14 protein-coding genes are annotated in these 15,864 nt (G+C 63.3%); 11 read left to right on the top strand and 3 right to left on the bottom strand.

Going from position 1 to position 15,864, the window contains the following annotated elements; translation table 11 throughout:
* Positions 1-255: 255 nt before the first annotated feature.
* Positions 256-1,602 carry a phosphoglucosamine mutase gene (gene glmM, locus HMPREF9237_RS07120; RefSeq protein ID WP_016443069.1) on the top strand — a complete coding sequence of 449 codons (1,347 nt, stop codon included), beginning with the start codon at positions 256-258 and terminating at the stop codon, positions 1,600-1,602.
* 250 nt (positions 1,603-1,852) lie between these two features.
* Here glmM and coaA read toward each other — a convergent pair whose 3' ends face one another.
* Positions 1,853-2,860 (bottom strand): type I pantothenate kinase, encoded by a 1,008-nt coding sequence (coaA, locus tag HMPREF9237_RS07115; protein ID WP_016443068.1) that lies wholly within the window; start codon positions 2,858-2,860, stop codon positions 1,853-1,855.
* A 132-nt stretch (positions 2,861-2,992) separates the two neighbouring features.
* Here coaA and HMPREF9237_RS07110 point away from each other — a divergent pair, with 132 nt between their 5' ends.
* The 6 genes from HMPREF9237_RS07110 to tsaD all read left to right on the top strand — a co-directional run bounded on the left by HMPREF9237_RS07110 (position 2,993) and on the right by tsaD (position 8,906).
* Complete coding sequence (locus tag HMPREF9237_RS07110; RefSeq protein WP_039899123.1) at positions 2,993-4,594, top strand: bifunctional ADP-dependent NAD(P)H-hydrate dehydratase/NAD(P)H-hydrate epimerase; 1,602 nt, start codon at positions 2,993-2,995, stop codon at positions 4,592-4,594.
* 125 nt (positions 4,595-4,719) lie between these two features.
* Positions 4,720-5,913 (top strand): alanine racemase, encoded by a 1,194-nt coding sequence (alr, locus tag HMPREF9237_RS07105; protein WP_016443066.1) that lies wholly within the window; start codon positions 4,720-4,722, stop codon positions 5,911-5,913.
* Positions 5,914-6,021: 108 nt separating this feature from the next.
* Positions 6,022-6,549, top strand: a complete 528-nt coding sequence (gene tsaE, locus HMPREF9237_RS07100) for a tRNA (adenosine(37)-N6)-threonylcarbamoyltransferase complex ATPase subunit type 1 TsaE (protein WP_035276466.1) — start codon at positions 6,022-6,024, stop codon at positions 6,547-6,549.
* Complete coding sequence (gene tsaB, locus HMPREF9237_RS07095; protein ID WP_016443064.1) at positions 6,546-7,262, top strand: tRNA (adenosine(37)-N6)-threonylcarbamoyltransferase complex dimerization subunit type 1 TsaB; 717 nt, start codon at positions 6,546-6,548, stop codon at positions 7,260-7,262. Before tsaE ends, tsaB begins: the two co-directional genes overlap by 4 nt.
* A 7-nt stretch (positions 7,263-7,269) precedes the next feature.
* A complete protein-coding gene (locus tag HMPREF9237_RS09010; protein ID WP_016443063.1) occupies positions 7,270-7,839 on the top strand; it encodes a GNAT family N-acetyltransferase in 570 nt (189 codons plus the stop codon).
* Positions 7,836-8,906, top strand: coding sequence for a tRNA (adenosine(37)-N6)-threonylcarbamoyltransferase complex transferase subunit TsaD (gene tsaD, locus HMPREF9237_RS07085; RefSeq protein ID WP_051107007.1), 1,071 nt, complete (start codon positions 7,836-7,838; stop codon positions 8,904-8,906). Before HMPREF9237_RS09010 ends, tsaD begins: the two co-directional genes overlap by 4 nt.
* A gap of 4 nt (positions 8,907-8,910) precedes the next feature.
* Here the strand turns inward: tsaD and HMPREF9237_RS07080 are convergent, their stop codons facing one another.
* On the bottom strand, positions 8,911-10,152 hold the full coding sequence (locus tag HMPREF9237_RS07080) for a THUMP-like domain-containing protein (protein ID WP_016443061.1): 1,242 nt from the start codon (positions 10,150-10,152) through the stop codon (positions 8,911-8,913).
* Positions 10,153-10,244: 92 nt separating this feature from the next.
* Here HMPREF9237_RS07080 and HMPREF9237_RS07075 point away from each other — a divergent pair, with 92 nt between their 5' ends.
* The 4 genes from HMPREF9237_RS07075 (at position 10,245) to HMPREF9237_RS07060 (ending at position 12,685) form a co-directional block, all read left to right on the top strand.
* Complete coding sequence (locus HMPREF9237_RS07075) at positions 10,245-11,075, top strand: aldo/keto reductase (RefSeq protein WP_016443060.1); 831 nt, start codon at positions 10,245-10,247, stop codon at positions 11,073-11,075.
* A 196-nt stretch (positions 11,076-11,271) separates the two neighbouring features.
* A complete protein-coding gene (groES, locus tag HMPREF9237_RS07070; RefSeq protein WP_016443059.1) occupies positions 11,272-11,568 on the top strand; it encodes a co-chaperone GroES in 297 nt (98 codons plus the stop codon).
* Positions 11,569-11,876: 308 nt separating this feature from the next.
* Positions 11,877-12,224 (top strand): virulence RhuM family protein, encoded by a 348-nt coding sequence (locus tag HMPREF9237_RS07065; RefSeq protein ID WP_016443057.1) that lies wholly within the window; start codon positions 11,877-11,879, stop codon positions 12,222-12,224.
* A 101-nt stretch (positions 12,225-12,325) separates the two neighbouring features.
* Positions 12,326-12,685 carry a hypothetical protein gene (locus tag HMPREF9237_RS07060; protein ID WP_016443056.1) on the top strand — a complete coding sequence of 120 codons (360 nt, stop codon included), beginning with the start codon at positions 12,326-12,328 and terminating at the stop codon, positions 12,683-12,685.
* A gap of 279 nt (positions 12,686-12,964) precedes the next feature.
* On the opposite strand, the gene HMPREF9237_RS09005 is transcribed toward HMPREF9237_RS07060, so the two are convergent.
* Positions 12,965-15,751: a LamG-like jellyroll fold domain-containing protein gene (locus HMPREF9237_RS09005; protein ID WP_155875963.1), complete on the bottom strand. Its 2,787-nt coding sequence runs from the start codon at positions 15,749-15,751 to the stop codon at positions 12,965-12,967.
* Between the last annotated feature and the right edge of the window lie 113 nt (positions 15,752-15,864).

Below are 15,864 nucleotides of genomic sequence, written 5' to 3'. Positions count from 1 at the left end.
TGTGTGCCGGGTGTTGTCGTGGAGTTGCATCATCCTGCGCTCAGCTGCATTCCACCGTCCACCCCGCGTTCCTTTTTCCGCCAGCCGGCCGCGCGCGTTACAGTAGAACACAGCGCACCCGCGGTACCAGCCAGGACGGCCAGATTCGATATAAGTTTCGCAGCCGCCTCCGGTTCCGGATCTCGCGGGCGAAGTAAGAACAGAGGGAAGCACATGCGGCGCGGCACCGGCCGCGCCTTGGCGAAAGGCTGAGTAATGCCACGACTTTTTGGAACAGATGGCGTCCGCGGACTCGCAAACCGAGCTCTGACGGCGGATCTGGCGGTGAAATTGGGGGAAGCCGCAGCGCGAGTTCTCACCCGCGAATTCGATGGGGAGGGCCGCCCGCGCGCGGTTATTGGTCAGGATTCGCGTGTTTCCGGCGGGATGCTTTCCCAGGCGGTGGCTGCCGGGCTCGCCGGTGCCGGAGTGGACGTGGAACACGTGGACGTTATCCCCACTCCCGGTATTGCTTTTCTCACCGCGGAAGGCGGCTATGACCTGGGTGTCATGATTTCCGCTTCCCACAACCCGATGCAGGACAACGGCATTAAATTCTTCGCCAAGGGAGGTTTCAAACTCGAAGACAGCCTCGAGGACGAAATCGAAGAACTCCTCGGCACGGATTGGGGCCGCCCCACCGGCGCCGGTATTGGCCGTATTAGCGATACCGCGGAATTTGGGGACCGGCTCTACCTGGACCACCTCACCACCGCGATTACCACCCGCCTGGATGGACTCACCATTGTCACCGATTGCGCAAACGGTGCCACCTCCGCCATCGCGCCCGAGGCGCTGCGCCGCGCCGGAGCGAAGGTTATTGTTATTAACGCTGATCCTTCTGGCTACAACATTAACGACGGTTGCGGTTCCACTCACCCGGAGGCTCTTCAGCGCGCCGTCGTGGATAACGGTGCCGATTTCGGGGTGGCTTTTGATGGCGATGCGGATCGCTGCCTGGCGGTCGATCACGAAGGCAAACTCGTGGACGGCGACCAAATCATGGCGATCCTCGCTCTTGCTCTCAAGGACGCCGGCAAACTCGCGCAGAATACCCTCGTCGTTACGGTCATGTCCAACCTGGGCCTGCTGCTCGCCATGAAGGAGCACGGCGTGCGCACGGTCCAAACCGGGGTGGGGGACCGCTACGTCCTTGAGGAGATGCGCCGCGGGGGCTACAGCCTGGGCGGCGAACAATCCGGCCACGTCATTTCTCTCGAAAAAGCCACCACCGGCGATGGCTCACTCACCAGCCTGCTCCTCGCCCAGCAAGTTGCGGCATCCGGGCGCAGCCTGCGCGAACTCGCCAGCGTGGTTACCCGCCTCCCGCAGATTCTCGTCAATGTGCCGAATGTGGATAAAGCCGCGGCCTCCACAAACGAGCAGGTCCAGCGCGCGGTCCGTGAGGCCGAGGAACGCTTGGGGGAGACGGGCCGGGTGCTGCTGCGTCCCTCGGGCACCGAGCCGCTGGTGCGGGTGATGGTTGAGGCTGCCACCCAGGAAGAAGCGGATGCCGTGGCCCACGAACTCGCAGACGTGGTGGCCACGAACCTCGCGTTATAACTCTTGGTGTAGGTTTCGCGGTGCGCGCCGCTCGATATTTTTTACGACGACGCCGCCACTTAGCCTTGTGCCTCAGCCCGCATGCCCTGCTGGCCGGCTTGCGCTGCTGGTCAGCGCGGGCGCTGCCGGACCTGGTAGGGATGTTCATGGGTGTGCTGCGAATGTCGTACATACGAAGTACACCCATGAAAACCCATAGTGCCCCGCAGATACTGGTGTGACTCCCGGGGTTCGGCTTCTGGAAGTCTGGCTACAATTTGCGCAGGTGAATGCGCTGTACTCGATGGTCGGCTCCCTTGCAGAGCATGATATCGGCGCGCTCGCGCGTGGGCTGAATATTCTCCAGCAGATTGGGCAGGTTGATCGCATTCCAGATCTCGAGGGAACGGTCCCGCAGCTCGGCGTCCGGCATATCCGCAAATTGGTGGAAATAGGCGCCGGGCAGGTGAAAAGCGACGTCGCGCAATTTGAAAATACGCGAGAGGTACCAGGTTTCTAGATCTTCCGGGGAGGCGTCTACGTAAATCGAGACGTCGAAGAAATCTGAGACCGCGGTGAGGTTCCCGGTGTAGAAAGCGGGATCCGTGGGGGTGAGACGTGCCCGGGAGCCGGTCAATTTTCCAGCCCCGGGGCGCCCGCCGGCGGCCAGCAGTGGCGGTTGGAGCACATTAAGCCCTTCCAGGATGAGGATATCGGGATGGGCCACCACCTGATGCTGACCGGGCACAATATCGTAAATAACGTGATCGTAGCGGGGCACCTCCACGCGGTCCTCCCCGGATTTGACCCGCCGCAGGAAATCAAGAAGCGCGGCGTGATCGTAGGATTCCGGGAAACCTTTGCGGTTCATGAGTCCGCGCTCTTCCAGCACCGCATTGGGGTAGAGGAAGCCATCGGTAGTCACCAGGTCCACGCGGGGAGTATAGGGCCAGCGCCGAAGCAACTCTTGGAGAAGTCGCGCCGTCGTCGATTTTCCTACCGCAACCGATCCGGCAATGCCGATCACAAAAGGCGTGCGCTGTTCCCGCAAGCCCAAAAAATCGGAAGTTTTGCGGTGCAGATCGCCAATTTCCTGGGCGTACATTTGCAGCAGCGCGGACAGGGGGCGGTAAATAGCATCCGCTTCGGCCAGGTCAATCGGGTCGCCGAGGGCTTTTAAGTGCCGCACATCCGTGTGCGTGAGGGGGAGGGGCGCGTTTTTGGCGAGAGCGCTCCATTCGTCGTGCGTGAAAGTGACGAGGTGACGGTTGGACTCCATGGGGCCAGCCTACTAGCTGGGTGCCCAGCCCCGCCGCATCGGGTGGGGATCCGCGGCCTGGAGCTCACGGCCGTGCTCAGCTCGGCTGGCGGCCCCGTGCCACGGCCGCGGGGGGCGCGTTACGATACCAGTATGTTGCGTACCTATGATGCCCAGGCCGTGCGAGCCGCGGAAGAACCCCTTTTGGCGGCCGGCGAGCCGCTCATGGCCCGGGCGGCCCGGGCGCTCGCGAATGCAATTATTTGGGAGCTGCGCCGCCGCTCCATCCGCGTGAGCGGGACCCGCATCGCGATTTTTGCCGGGGCGGGCAATAACGGCGGGGATGCCCTCTACGCCGGCGCATATCTGGCGCGGCGCGGGGCCGCCGTGGTGGCGGTGGCGCCCCTGCCCGCCTACCACCGGGCGGGGGCGCAGGCTTTGGAAAAGGCCGGTGGTACCCTCATCCGGGAAGCAAGTCTGGCGCAGGCGGTTGCGGTGGCGCGGCGCAGCGCCGTCTGGGTGGATGGGCTGCTCGGTATCGGGGCGCGCGGGCCGGCGCGTGAACCGCTGGCTTCCCTGCTGAGCGCGCTGGAATCCGAGCGCCTCGCCAGCCCGGTGGAACCGCTCGTGGTCGCGGTGGATACCCCCTCCGGCATTGGTGTGGACGACGGTGCCCTGCCCGGCCCCTACCTCTCTGCCCACCTTACCGTGACCATGGGGGCGGCCAAGGCCGGGCTGGTGCTGGACCCGGCCCGCCGGGCCGCGGGGCGCATCGAGGTGGTGGAGCTCGGTTTCGCACCCTACCTGGGTGAGCCGGCCGTGCTGCACCTGGGCGATGCCGATGTGGCGGACCTGTGGCGGGTGCCCGGCGCGGACGACCACAAATACACCCGCGGCGTGGTTGGGATCGTGGCCGGTTCGGTGCAGTATCCGGGTGCGGGTTTATTAACGACGACGGCCGCTCTCGCGGCGGGACCCGGGATGGTACGTTACCTCGGCGAGAATGAGGTCGCGGAGCTGGTCATCACCGCGCACCCGGAAGTGGTGGCGGCCCCGGGGCGCATCCAGGCGCTCGCGGTTGGTTCGGGTGATCCGCCGGGGGCGCCGGCCCTGCTGCACGCCGCGCTCAAGGACGGATCGCCGGTGGTCGTGGATGCCGGGGCTCTCCCGACCATTGCCGATATGGCGGCGCGGGAGGGCGCGCGGTTCGGCGAACACGTGGTGCTCACCCCGCACGCCGGGGAAGCTGCCTTGATGGCCGCCCAATTGGACCTCCGCGACGCGGATGGCACACCTTTCAGCCGCGCGGTCATTGAGTCCTGCCCGGTGGCGGCCGCGCGGGCCCTGGCGGCCCGGCTGGGCGCGACCGTGGTGCTCAAGGGATCCGTTGATGTGGTGGCCAGCCCGAGCGGGCCGTGCTACGCCCAGGGCGGGGCGCCCGGCTGGCGGGCCGTGGCCGGAGCTGGCGATGTGCTGGCCGGGCTCATCGGCGCTATGCTCGCTCAGCACGCCGTGGTTGCCGAGCCCACGGAGGTTGCCAGACACACTGAACTCACCGAGCCTGCCGCCCGCATCGCGGCCGCTGCCCTGCACATCCATGCCCGCGCTGCCGCGCTCGCGGCCGGAACGCCTTTCGCAGCGCCGGCACGGAGTGCCCTCGGGGAGCCCGCGCCCGCGCCGGGCCGGCCTATCACCGCAGCCCAGATCGCCGCGCGTATCCCGGAGGTCATCGGCCAGATTCTGGGCGGCGCGTAGAATACAGGCACGCCCGCACCCCGCGCCGCGGCCCGCAGCGCGGCTCGCCCGTAGGCGACCAGCGCGCCCGCAGCTCGCCAGCCCCCGCACTGCATCCCTATCCGCGCCTCAACAGGAAGAACCTCATGTTTAACCTTGATCCCGCAGTTTTCACCTCCCGAGCTACCATCAGCCTGGGTGCGCTCGAACAGAACCTCACCCGGGTACGGGCCCATCTCACGGGCCAGAAAATCATGGCGGTTATCAAAGGTGATGCCTACGGCCACGGGTTGCTTCCCGCCGCGCGCGCATTCGCGCGCGCGGGAGCGGATTACCTCGGGGTTGCCCAACTTGCCGAAGCACTCGCGCTGGTCCGGGAATGGGGGGAGCAGCCAGTTGAAGGTGAGGCGCTGGCCGGCCACCCGGCCCTGCCCCCGGTGTTCTCCTGGATTTACACCCCCGATAGTGACCTCGCCCCGGCGCTGGAAGCCGGGATTGAACTCTCGGTGGGGGATACCTGGATGATTGAGGCGGTGGCGCGGGCAGCGCAAGCTGCCGGCCACGCCGCCCGGGTCCACCTGAGCGTGGATAGCGGGATGAGCCGCGAGGGCTTCAACCTGGAAGATATCCCCGCGGCCGCACAACTGCTCGCCGAACACCAACACGCCGGGCACCTCGAAGTCGTCGGCATCTGGAGCCACCTGGCCTGCGCGGATGACCCGGAGAGTGAAGCCACCACCAGCCAAATCGCCGCTTTCGACGAAGCTCGCCGCCTCGCCGCCCGCGCCGGTCTCACCCCGCGCCTGGCCCACCTTTCCGCATCCAGCGGGGTGCTCTGGCACCCGCAGGCTCGCTACGATATGGTGCGCCCCGGCATTATTCTGTACGGGCTCAGCCCCGAACCGCGCCGCACCCTCGCCTCCGACCTGGGCCTACGCCCCGCCATGCGCCTGGAATCCGAACTCCTCACCACCCGCCAGCTTTCCCACCGCGCCGGCGTTTCTTACGGGCACACGGCCGTTGTTGAGGACGGGGCCGTGCTCGGCGTCGTACCGCTCGGATATGCCGATGGGGTTCCGCGGGCACTGTCCAATAAGGGCTATGTGACGGTCGGGGAGGGGCCGGCCGCTCAGCGCGCGCCCATCACCGGGCGGGTGTGTATGGATCAGTTCGTGGTGCGTTTGGATGGGCCGCTGCCGGCCGGCACCCCCGTGGTGCTCTTCGGCGACCCGGCCCGCGGGGAAGTGAGCGCGGCGCAATGGGCGCTGGCCAGCGGCACGATTTCTTATGAGATTATTACCAGGGTGGCGGCCCGGGTCCCGCGCGTCTACGAAAAGTAGCGGCCCGTCGCAGCACCGGCGCGCTCGGATTCAGCCCCGGCACGTCGCCCCGCGGCCTGGCCCCGCACGCCCTACGCCCGCGCGCGCGAAGCGACGTAGAATAGCACGGTGACTGAGAAGATCCTTATTGAGGACGCCGAGGCGATGCACGCCGTTGGCTGCGCCCTCGGAAAACTCCTGCGCGGCGGCGACCTCATCATGCTCAACGGGCCGCTGGGCGCCGGAAAAACCACAATGACCCGCGGAATTGCGGAAGGTATGAACGTGGGCGGGCGCGTGACCTCCCCGACGTTCGTGATCGCCAATGTGCACCGCTCGCGGGTGGGCGGCCCCGACCTCGTCCACGTGGATGCCTACCGCCTCACCTCCCTGGAAGAACTGGACGCCCTGGACCTGGATTCCTCCCTGGAAGAATCCGCCACCGTGGTGGAATGGGGCGAGGGCAAAACCGAGGTCCTCACCAATGACCGCCTCGATATCGATATTGAACGGCCCGTTGGCGCCGCGGCCGGCAGCGATGTGCTCGACCTGTACGTCGATTCGCCGCGCACCCTCAGCCTGCGTGCTTCCGGCCCGCGTTCGCGCCAGCTCGCCGCCGACCTGCTCGCCTCGTACCACCAGGAGAATGCTTCATGAATATTTTGACGATTGATACCAGCGACCTATCCGTGGTGGGCCTGGTCCGCGTGGATCATTTGGGGAACGACGGCGCCGCCGGGCAGATCGCCACTCTGGCCCGCGAGGTGTCCCCGGATTCGCGCCACCACGCCGAAACCCTCACCCCGATGGTCAAGGCAGTTCTGGACGCGGCCGGGGTGGAGCGCGCCGATGTCATCGTGGCGGGAACCGGCCCCGGGGCTTTTACCGGGCTGCGGGCCGGCCTGGTGACCGCCCGCACCCTCGCATTCGCCTGGAATGTGCCGCTCTACGGCGTTTCCTCCCTGGAAGTGCGGGCCCTGGGCGCGCTGCGCGAGGGAGCCACCCGGGCGCTCGCGGTCATCGATGCCCGGCGTAAGGAACTGTATGTGCTGAGCGCAGAAGCAGCACCGGCTGCCCAGAGCGCGGCTCGCGGCGAACTCACCGTAACGGACGGCCCCCGGATTATTCGCCCGGCCGAGGTACCTGCACTGCGCGGGGAACATACCAGCGTCGTCGTATCCCATGGGGATATGTATCCGGAACTGAGCGGGGCGCACGTGGTGGAATGCGAACCGGAACTCATGGTGGCGCGCGCGGGTGCCAAGCTGGCTGTGGGTGAGGCGCTCGATACCGAACCGCAGTATTTGCGCCGCCCCGATATCGCGCAGGGTGTGGCCCAGCCGGCGGGCAGCGGTTACCTCGGCAGCTAGGCGCGCGATGGCGAGCGAAATGCCCCGGCTGCGTGATGTGCCGGTGCGGCGCGTGGTGGCCGATCCTTCCTGGGCGCGTGACCTGGCACGTTTCGACGCCGCGCAATTTGGGCCGCGGGAGGCCTGGCCGCGCGGAGCCTGGGAGCAGGCGCTGCGAGCCAGTAGCGAAGCGTACCTGCTCTACACACTCACCGCCGTACCAGGCGATACTGCGGCCTCCATTAACGCGCTCGATGATATGCATCCTCCTATCTTGGCGGCCGGCGGGGTGAGCTTGGGGGTGGAAGCCGAAATCCTCACACTCGCGGTGGCGCAGGCGGTGCGCGGGCAGGGCCTGGGCGGCGCGCTTCTGGATGATCTCATGACGCTCGCGCGTGATGCGGGCGGGGAAACCATGTTCCTCGAGGTCCGCTCGGACGACCCGATTGCCACCGGACTCTACGTTTCGCGTGGCTTTACCGCGGTGGGGCGGCGCCCGGGTTACTATCACGGGGCGGATGCCACGATTATGCGTTGCGCGCTGCGCAGCGATGCCGAAACCGGAGTTGGTGAACAAGCCGGTGCCGGCGAGGAATGAGCATTAAAGGAGTAAGATTGGCGGGCGTGAGTACAACAGTTTTGGGAATCGAAACCTCGTGTGATGAAACGGGGATCGGGATCGTACGCGACGGCGAGTTGCTGGCGGATGTGACCGCCACTTCTATGGATGAATACGCCCGCTACGGCGGCATTATCCCGGAGATTGCCTCGCGTGCTCACCTCCAGCAAATGGTTCCCACCTTGAAGGCGGCCCTGGAGAAGGCCGGCGTGGGTCTGGGTGATCTGGATGCGATTGCGGTGACCGCCGGCCCGGGGCTCATTGGTTCGCTCACCGTTGGGGTTTCCGCGGCGAAATCCCTGGCATTGGCGCTGGGTATTCCGCTCTACGGAGTTAATCATATTATTGGCCACCTGGCGGTGGATCAGCTGGCCAGCGGGCCCTTCCCGGAGAGCTTCATCGGGCTGGTGGTTTCCGGGGGGCATTCCTCGATTCTGCACGTGCGCGATATTGCCGGGGATGTGACGGAGCTGGGCGGCACCCTGGATGATGCCGCTGGTGAAGCTTTCGATAAAGTGGGGCGCCTCCTCGGCCTTCCCTACCCGGGCGGTCCGCATATTGACCGTCTCTCAAGGACCGGCAACCGGGATGCGATTCGTTTCCCGCGCGGCCTGGAAGGTGGAAAGAATAAGGCACGCCACCGCTACGATTTCTCCTTCTCCGGGCTAAAAACCGCGGTGGCCCGCTATATTGAGGGCCTGGAGGAACGCGGTGAAGAGGTCAATGTTCCCGATATTGCTGCTGGATTCACCGAAGCTATTACCGATACTCTCACGGATAAAGCCCTGCGGGCCTGCGAAGATAAGGGTTGTGACACCCTGGTGGTAGGCGGGGGATTCTCCGCGAATTCCCGGCTGCGGGAACTGGCTGCCCAGCGCGGAGCCGAACGCGGGATCAACGTGCGCATCCCGGCGCTGCGCTACTGCACCGATAATGGCGCCATGATTGCTGCCCTCGGGTACAGCGTGGCGGTCAGCGGGCGGGCGCCGTCGTCCCTCGATATTACGGTGGACACGAATATGCCCCTCGATCTGGTAGCTTTCTAAGCTTCTACCACCCTTCGCGTTCGGCGACGATAGCGCGGTGCTCGCCGAGAATCCGAGTGAGGATCACGGTTGCGGCGCCGTCCCCGGCGTTCTTGTGCAACTTGAGTTGTTTGCGGAAAAGCGCCGGGTCAATATCGGTTCCGCGTTTTTTGATTTCAGCCCGCACGACGCCGCGTTTGCGCAGCTCGGCAGCCACGGTTTTGGCGTGCAGCGGGAGCACGTCCAGTATTTTGAAACGGGCGAGGAGCGGGGAGGCGACGGCGTCGCCGCTTAAATACGCGAGCCCGGGCGAAATCGGAGCTAAATCAAAATCGCTACACACCTGGTCGAGGCCGCCCGCGCGCATAAGCGCCGGATCCGGTTCATACAGGTACGCATCCAGGGGCCGGGCCGGCAGAGGAGCGGCCGACTGGCTCGGATCCCCGCGCCAGGTGCGGTAGTAGCCGACCAAGTTCCCGGTGGCGGACGTGGCGGCGCCGTCGCCATCATCGCGCCGGGGCTTTTCGGTGAGGATCGTGGCGCCGCGCCCCGGATCGCGCGTCCCAAACCACGCCACCGCCTCCACGAGGTCCCCGTCCACGCTCACCCAATCGACGAAGGCATCGGCGGGTAAATCCGCCCAGCGAATCCCGGGCCCGAGCTTAATCCCGGTCACCCGGAACTCGCGCGCCAGCGCAATGGCATCGCTGAGGGCAGGCTGCCAGTGCTCGGGATGTGAAATCCGTTTGCCCCGCGCATCGCGCCGCGCCGGATCCAGCCACAGCCCCTCGCGGCTCTCATAGCTACCGAGCAGGGCGTATCCATCTGTTGGTACGACGACGCAACCGGCATTAGCCTGCGCGAAATGAGCGGTAACCGGGTCACGCTCCACTCCCAGGGCGGTCAGGCCGGCGTCGGTGAAAGCCTGGGAATCGGCCCCAATCCCGCAACCAAAATCGAGCACCTCGCGCACGCCGGTACGCTGGAAAACCGAGGCGTGCTGGCGAGCTACGCTGGCACGGGTGGATTGCTGGAGGCCGGCGTCGGTGAAGAACATACGGGTGGCGCGCTCCCCGAATTTGGCGCGGGCGGCATCACGCAGCCGGCTCTGGGTGAGCAGAGCGGAGCTTTGCTCGGGGGTGAGGCCGCGTTCGCGGAGCTCAGTGGAGAGTTTGAAAGCATCGGCCACGTTATGGGCCGGCATGGTGGCGAGGAGGGCTTGCCCGGCGGGGGAGGTGAGCCAGTGGGCGACGTCGAGCTGTTCCACGCTTCCAAGCCTAGCGTGCCCGGGCGGGCGGGGCCTAACGCGCCCGGGTGAGTGCCTGGCGCCAGCTGCCCTCACCTGGCAGACTATGTGATATGGCTAATATTCCGACATTGACATTGAACGACGGACACACCATCCCGCAGCTCGGCTTCGGCGTTTTCCTGGTGGAGCCGCAGGAGGCGCAGCGCGTGGTGAGCGAGGCGCTGGCCACCGGCTATCGGCATATTGACACCGCAGCCATTTACGGCAATGAAGCTGAGGTGGGGCGCGCGATTGCGGCCTCCGGTATCCCGCGCGAGGAGCTTTTTATCACCACGAAACTGTGGAATGACCGGCAGGCCGATGCCCCGGCCGCACTGGCGCAATCCCTGGAGAAACTCGGGCTTGATTACGTGGATCTCTACCTCATCCACTGGCCGGCTCCCCAGCAGGGGCTGTACGGGGAAGCATGGAAGGATCTGGTGAGCTTCCGGGAAGCCGGGTTGGTCCGTTCGGTGGGCGTATCCAATTTCCAACCTGCGCATCTCAATCGCATCGTGGCTGATGGCGGCGTCATACCGGCCGTGAACCAAGTTGAGCTGCACCCGCGTTTCCAGCAACGCGAAGTTTCCCAGTATTGTGCCGCGCGCGATATCAAGATTGAGGCCTGGGGGCCGCTGGGGCAGTCTAAGTACGGGCTTGATGAACTGGAGCCGATTGCGGCCGCGGCCCGCGCGCACGGGAAAACCGCCGCGCAGGTCACGCTGCGCTGGCATCTGCAAAGCGGGCATATTGTTTTCCCGAAAACCACGCACCGGGCGCGCATGGAGGAGAATATCGACATCTTCGATTTCGAGCTCAGCGCCGCGGAAATGCAGGCGATTGCCGGGCTGGATGCCGGGGAAGCCGGGCGGGTGAGCTCCCATCCCGATGAGGTGAACTAAGCGCCTCGTGCGAGAAACTTCGCTTTTCGCAAATCCTTAGCACTCACCTTGACTGAGTGCTAAGTGCGGCTTACCTTTAATAGCGGACGTAGTTCATGCTACGGCTTGTGCTTAGTGCGGGCCCGGCCCCCGCGACGGCGGGTCCCGGTTCTGAGCGCGTTTGTAGTGCACGAGTTGAGAAGTAAGGAGGAGCCGCATGTCGGTCTCCATTAAGCCGCTTGAGGATCGCGTTGTTATCCGTCAAGCTGAAGCAGAAACGACCACCGCTTCCGGTCTGATCGTTCCCGATACCGCTTCGGAAAAGCCCCAGGAGGGCACCGTTCTGGCGGTGGGCCCGGGCCGTATTGATGACAAGGGCAACCGCGTTCCCATGGACGTCAAGGTGGGGGATGTTGTGGTGTACTCCCGCTACGGTGGCACCGAAGTCAAGTACGGCGGGGATGAATTCATCATCCTCTCCGCGCGTGACGTGCTCGCCGTGGTGGAAAAGTAACATCACCTAGGCAGCCTAGATAGCGCTAGGCAGCGCCGTTTTTGCGGTAGCTAGTAGCGCCGCGATTCGGCGGCAGCGTAGTACGTGGTGGGGCTGGCTCTCTCGGGCCGGCCCCACCACGTTTTTGCATACACTTGTGTTCAACACGTTGCATAAACGTTCTACGGGGGTGTGATGGATAGCGTTCCAAACGAAGGATTCGATTCGCAGGCGGATGCTGGGCAGGTGTTGATCTACCACACCCTGATAGCGCTGCTGATATTGAGGTGCGCCTTGAAGGGGAAACAGTCTGGTTGACTCAAGCACAGATGGCAGAGTTGTTTCAGTCCTCGAAATCCAATCTCAGTGAGCACATCAAGCATATTTTCGAAGAAGGCGAACTGGACGAAGATTCAGTTGTTCGGAAATTCCGAACAACTGCCGCTGACGGTAAACGCTATCTGGTCGCCCACTACAACCTCGACATGATTATTTCGTTGGGTTACCGGGTGAAATCCAAGACGGCAACCCAGTTTCGCAGGTGGGCAACTGAGCGGCTGAAAGAGTATCTGGTCAAGGGTTTTGTTCTTGATGATCAGCGGTTGAAGAACTTTGGTGGCGGCGACTATTGGCGTGAGCTGCTGGAGCGCTTCCGCGGGGTTCGGCGCCCCGGCTAACGCGGAAAGCTATGTGGTGGCCGATGCCGGTGAATATGTTTGAGGTGGGAGCGGTGCATAGTTTCATAGCCCCAAGGCAAGATTGACGAGCGGACGGTGAGATGGCATTCCAATACTTGCATCCGGAGGAAAAATTCCAGGTGTGGACGCTCATCCATTACGCGGATGCTCACCCGGACAACATACTCGATATTCATTACGAAGAAGGCGAGCGATATCGCTGCCTCTTAGACACTGCGTATGAGAGCGAGAACGGAGGGGAACTCGATATCGAACCGGAGGATCCACTCTACGATGAGTTTGTCCAAGTAGCGATGGAGATCATTGAGATCGTTCATGATGGACCACGGCGCTACAACGCTTCTCTCACTCTTGACTATCGAGATTTTCCCACCCTGATTATCGACTCCGTCACCGGCGAAACCGTGTATTCGGCTAGTAGTGATCCTCTGCGCGGGTAGTGGATTGGAGGGAGATCTTCGGTGGCGCTTGCGCGGACCCCGCGGAGTCTGGACAGAGTGTGCATTCTGGACCGTTCGGGTCGTCAAGTGTGCGTCAGGAACAGAAAATCAGCGGAAAACTGTTCGTCGCGCACACTTTGTTTTCTAGCTGAATATGAAGGAAGGGGGAGGCCCCGGAAAATCCGGGGTCTCCCCCTTCTCTTGCCCGGGGCGGGATACTGGCCGGTGGGCCAGCACCCCGCGGGCGTTAGTTCTTAGCGGGCTGCAAGCAGCGCTGTGTTAGCGGCGGATCATTGGCGTATCTACGCCATCACCATCCCAATCGCCCACGAGCAGCTGATCGCCGGGATTGCCGTACGACAGTGCCACATCAGCATCGCCGCTCTTGAGTGAGTTGGACAGGAACACCTGGTTTCCGCGGTGTACCGCGAAGGTATCCATGCCATCACCATTCCAGTCACCTACCAGGACGCGGTCACCGGCCCGGCCATAGGAGAAGGATGTTTCCGCCTTGCCACCCGCGAGGGTGTTATTCACGAAGAACACATTCCCACGCTGAACCGCGAAGCTCGACTTCCCATCCCCATCGAAATCACCGGCCAGCAGCACGTCGGCCTCGCGGCCGAAGCTGAATACCTGGTCGGCATCCCCCGAGCGGATCGAGTTGAGCACATAGACCTGGTTACCGCGGCGTACCGCGAAGGTGTCCTTCCCGTCTCCGTCCCAGTCGCCAACCACGATGGTGTCATCAGCGCGCCCGAAGGAAATCACTTCATCAGCTACTCCTCCGGTGAGGCTGTTCTTGATGTAGATCTGGTTGCCGCGCCGGACAGCCAAGGTTTGCTGGCCATCACCATTCCAGTCTCCGGCCAGGATTTCGTCACCGGCGCGCCCGTAGGAGAAACCTGGCTGGGCTGCCGTGGAGTCCCAATCATTGGATAGATAGAACGTATTGCCAGTGTTACCCGGCTGCACCGGGGGAGTGGGCGTGGCCGTGGGAACGGGCTTTGCCGAAGGAGCCGGTTTCTCGGTAGGCGTCGTCGTTACTGAAGGAGTGGGTTTCGGATCGGGTTGCGCAATACCTGCCGATTGTTCAAGGCCGGCCAAAGTAAATTTCGCTTGCTTGATATACGCAAGATCGGTGCGTACATCGTACCCGCGCCCGGACGTGCCCTTCCAGGAATGCGAGAAGTCCTTATCCCAGTGGCCGTAGGAATGCATGATGAACGTGCCATCGGGCTGTGTTGTGACACCTGTATACCCGGTATCCCCGCCGTAACGGTTATTCGACCAATCGCGCTCCAGAAGGATGCGATACTGGCCCGGGCGCTGCTGCATTAAGTCATCGAACGTGCCGACCCAGGCCACCCAGTTCCCGGCCTTCCAATCACTGGCACCATCGTGGCGGCCGTTGCCATTGAGGTCATAGCGGATTTCCCGCATCGGAACCACCACCCGGCCGGAGACGGGATCATATGCAGGCTTATGCCGCTCGCCGGCAAGGGAACCGGGAAGCTCCACCGGCTTCGACCACGTCTTGCCCTCATCCTTGGACACGATCATCGTGGGGAGATGCGCGTGGGACTGGCTGCGCGCCAAACCAACAATCTGCTTGCCATCCGGGGAGCGGAACATCCCGATCTCACACATCTGATGGGACTTTTCAATATCGCGGTGTTCGGCCAGGTAGGGAACCGGATCAGACCACTTCTCCACCCCGTTCTCGAAAGTGAGGTAGGTCTTGTAATTGACGAAATCGTAATCGTGATAGACGCCCATCCATTTTTGGATTGGCTGGCCGGCGTCGTCGCGCAATTGCACCAGGGAAGCCATGGCAACAATCGCGGCATTATCCTTCCCATCGTGCTTGCGCACCGGGTGGAAATTCGTGTACTCGCTCCACGTTTCGCCATTGTCATCCGAATACGAGGTATTCCACCCGTAACGATGGCCGGCATTATCAACGCCCCAGCCCGGATTAGCGGTGATGAGCACGAGGCGCTCCGAGCCGTCTTCCCGGATGAGGGAATACAGGGTGGGAGTTTCCTGCGAACCGGTCCACGATTTCGGGGTATCGGTTTTTTCCGTCCAGGTGGCTCCCTGGTCATCCGAGACCATCATGACGAGCGGGCCCTTGCCGTGCCCGGCCGGGAACGCGGAAATCAAGCGGCCAGTTTTCGTTTGTACCAGATCGGGTTGGCCCAAATACTGGCGATTCCCGCCCGGCTGGCGCATAACAGTGCTGATATTCGCGTCATTGAGCTTATATTCGGGGATCGTATTGCGCAGGGGGAGCTGGGGTTGGGCAGGTCCGTTTTTGCCGGGGGTATCTTGACCGGGCTGACCCGGAGTCGGCTTTCCCTGGTCTGGATTGCCTTGCGCGGGATTCTGCGGCCGCTCCTTGTCGTACAGAGCCTTCACATCGGCCGCGCTCAGCGCGGAGTTGTAGACCGCCAGTTCGTCAATGGCCCCGGTGAAACCAGTTCCACCAATAACATCCGCGGGAATAAGCACGCGATGATTCTTCGTCCAGGAGTTCTTATCAACCGCCTGGCCATTGACGTACATCGTCATCCCAGCGGTTTTCGACTGAGTCCACGCAACGTGATACCAGGTGCCGCCGGCAAAATCGTATTTGAAAGTAAGCACATCGCCGCGGCCCTTACCAACATGGAATCCAGCCTGGCGGCCCGCAGCTAATTTCAGATCAAAAGAAAAATCCTTCTTGCTATCCATGAGCACGGAGGTGCGCTCACGGGGTTTCGCATCCGAGCGCACCCAATAGCTCACCGACCACGGATCATTCTCAGAAATAGATACCGGCTGGGAAAAACTGAGACCTTTGCCGTTCTCAACTCGCAGGGCGGTGCCCGATACGCCATCCACCAGCGGCGCCTGTGCCTGATCTGGATTGCGCTGCCCCGCAGAATCCGCGAGATTCGTATCGAAGGTGTACTTATGAATGGGGGTAGCTGCCTCCGATGCGTGGGCGATAAGGGTATTGCCGCCCGGCAAGGTGAGGAGTAACGCACCGGCAACAGATGTAAATCGGTGTAAACGTTTCACCACTATTCGCTTTCGATGAATGTGACAGTTATGAGCACGGAGCTTCCGCGACACTGCTTCCGCCGCAACCCGGGCCAGGGGTTGCCGTGCTCGTGTACAAGATCACCGGTTCT

This window comes from Actinotignum schaalii FB123-CNA-2, from assembly GCF_000411135.1.
Classification (GTDB): domain Bacteria; phylum Actinomycetota; class Actinomycetes; order Actinomycetales; family Actinomycetaceae; genus Actinotignum; species Actinotignum schaalii_A.
This window is presented reverse-complemented; position numbering and strand designations above follow the sequence as displayed.

Bases quoted from the DNA above. Each gene is read 5' to 3' on its own strand.
- glmM (WP_016443069.1), top strand. From the start codon at position 256: ATGCCACGACTTTTTGGAACAGATGGCGTCCGCGGACTCGCAAACCGA.
- HMPREF9237_RS09010 (WP_016443063.1), top strand. From the start codon at position 7,270: ATGGCGAGCGAAATGCCCCGGCTGCGTGATGTGCCGGTGCGGCGCGTG.
- alr (WP_016443066.1), top strand. From the start codon at position 4,720: ATGTTTAACCTTGATCCCGCAGTTTTCACCTCCCGAGCTACCATCAGC.
- HMPREF9237_RS07075 (WP_016443060.1), top strand. From the start codon at position 10,245: ATGGCTAATATTCCGACATTGACATTGAACGACGGACACACCATCCCG.
- groES (WP_016443059.1), top strand. From the start codon at position 11,272: ATGTCGGTCTCCATTAAGCCGCTTGAGGATCGCGTTGTTATCCGTCAA.
- tsaD (WP_051107007.1), top strand. From the start codon at position 7,836: ATGAGCATTAAAGGAGTAAGATTGGCGGGCGTGAGTACAACAGTTTTG.
- coaA (WP_016443068.1), bottom strand. From the start codon at position 2,860: ATGGAGTCCAACCGTCACCTCGTCACTTTCACGCACGACGAATGGAGC.
- HMPREF9237_RS07110 (WP_039899123.1), top strand. From the start codon at position 2,993: ATGTTGCGTACCTATGATGCCCAGGCCGTGCGAGCCGCGGAAGAACCC.
- HMPREF9237_RS07065 (WP_016443057.1), top strand. From the start codon at position 11,877: ATGGCAGAGTTGTTTCAGTCCTCGAAATCCAATCTCAGTGAGCACATC.
- tsaB (WP_016443064.1), top strand. From the start codon at position 6,546: ATGAATATTTTGACGATTGATACCAGCGACCTATCCGTGGTGGGCCTG.
- HMPREF9237_RS07060 (WP_016443056.1), top strand. From the start codon at position 12,326: ATGGCATTCCAATACTTGCATCCGGAGGAAAAATTCCAGGTGTGGACG.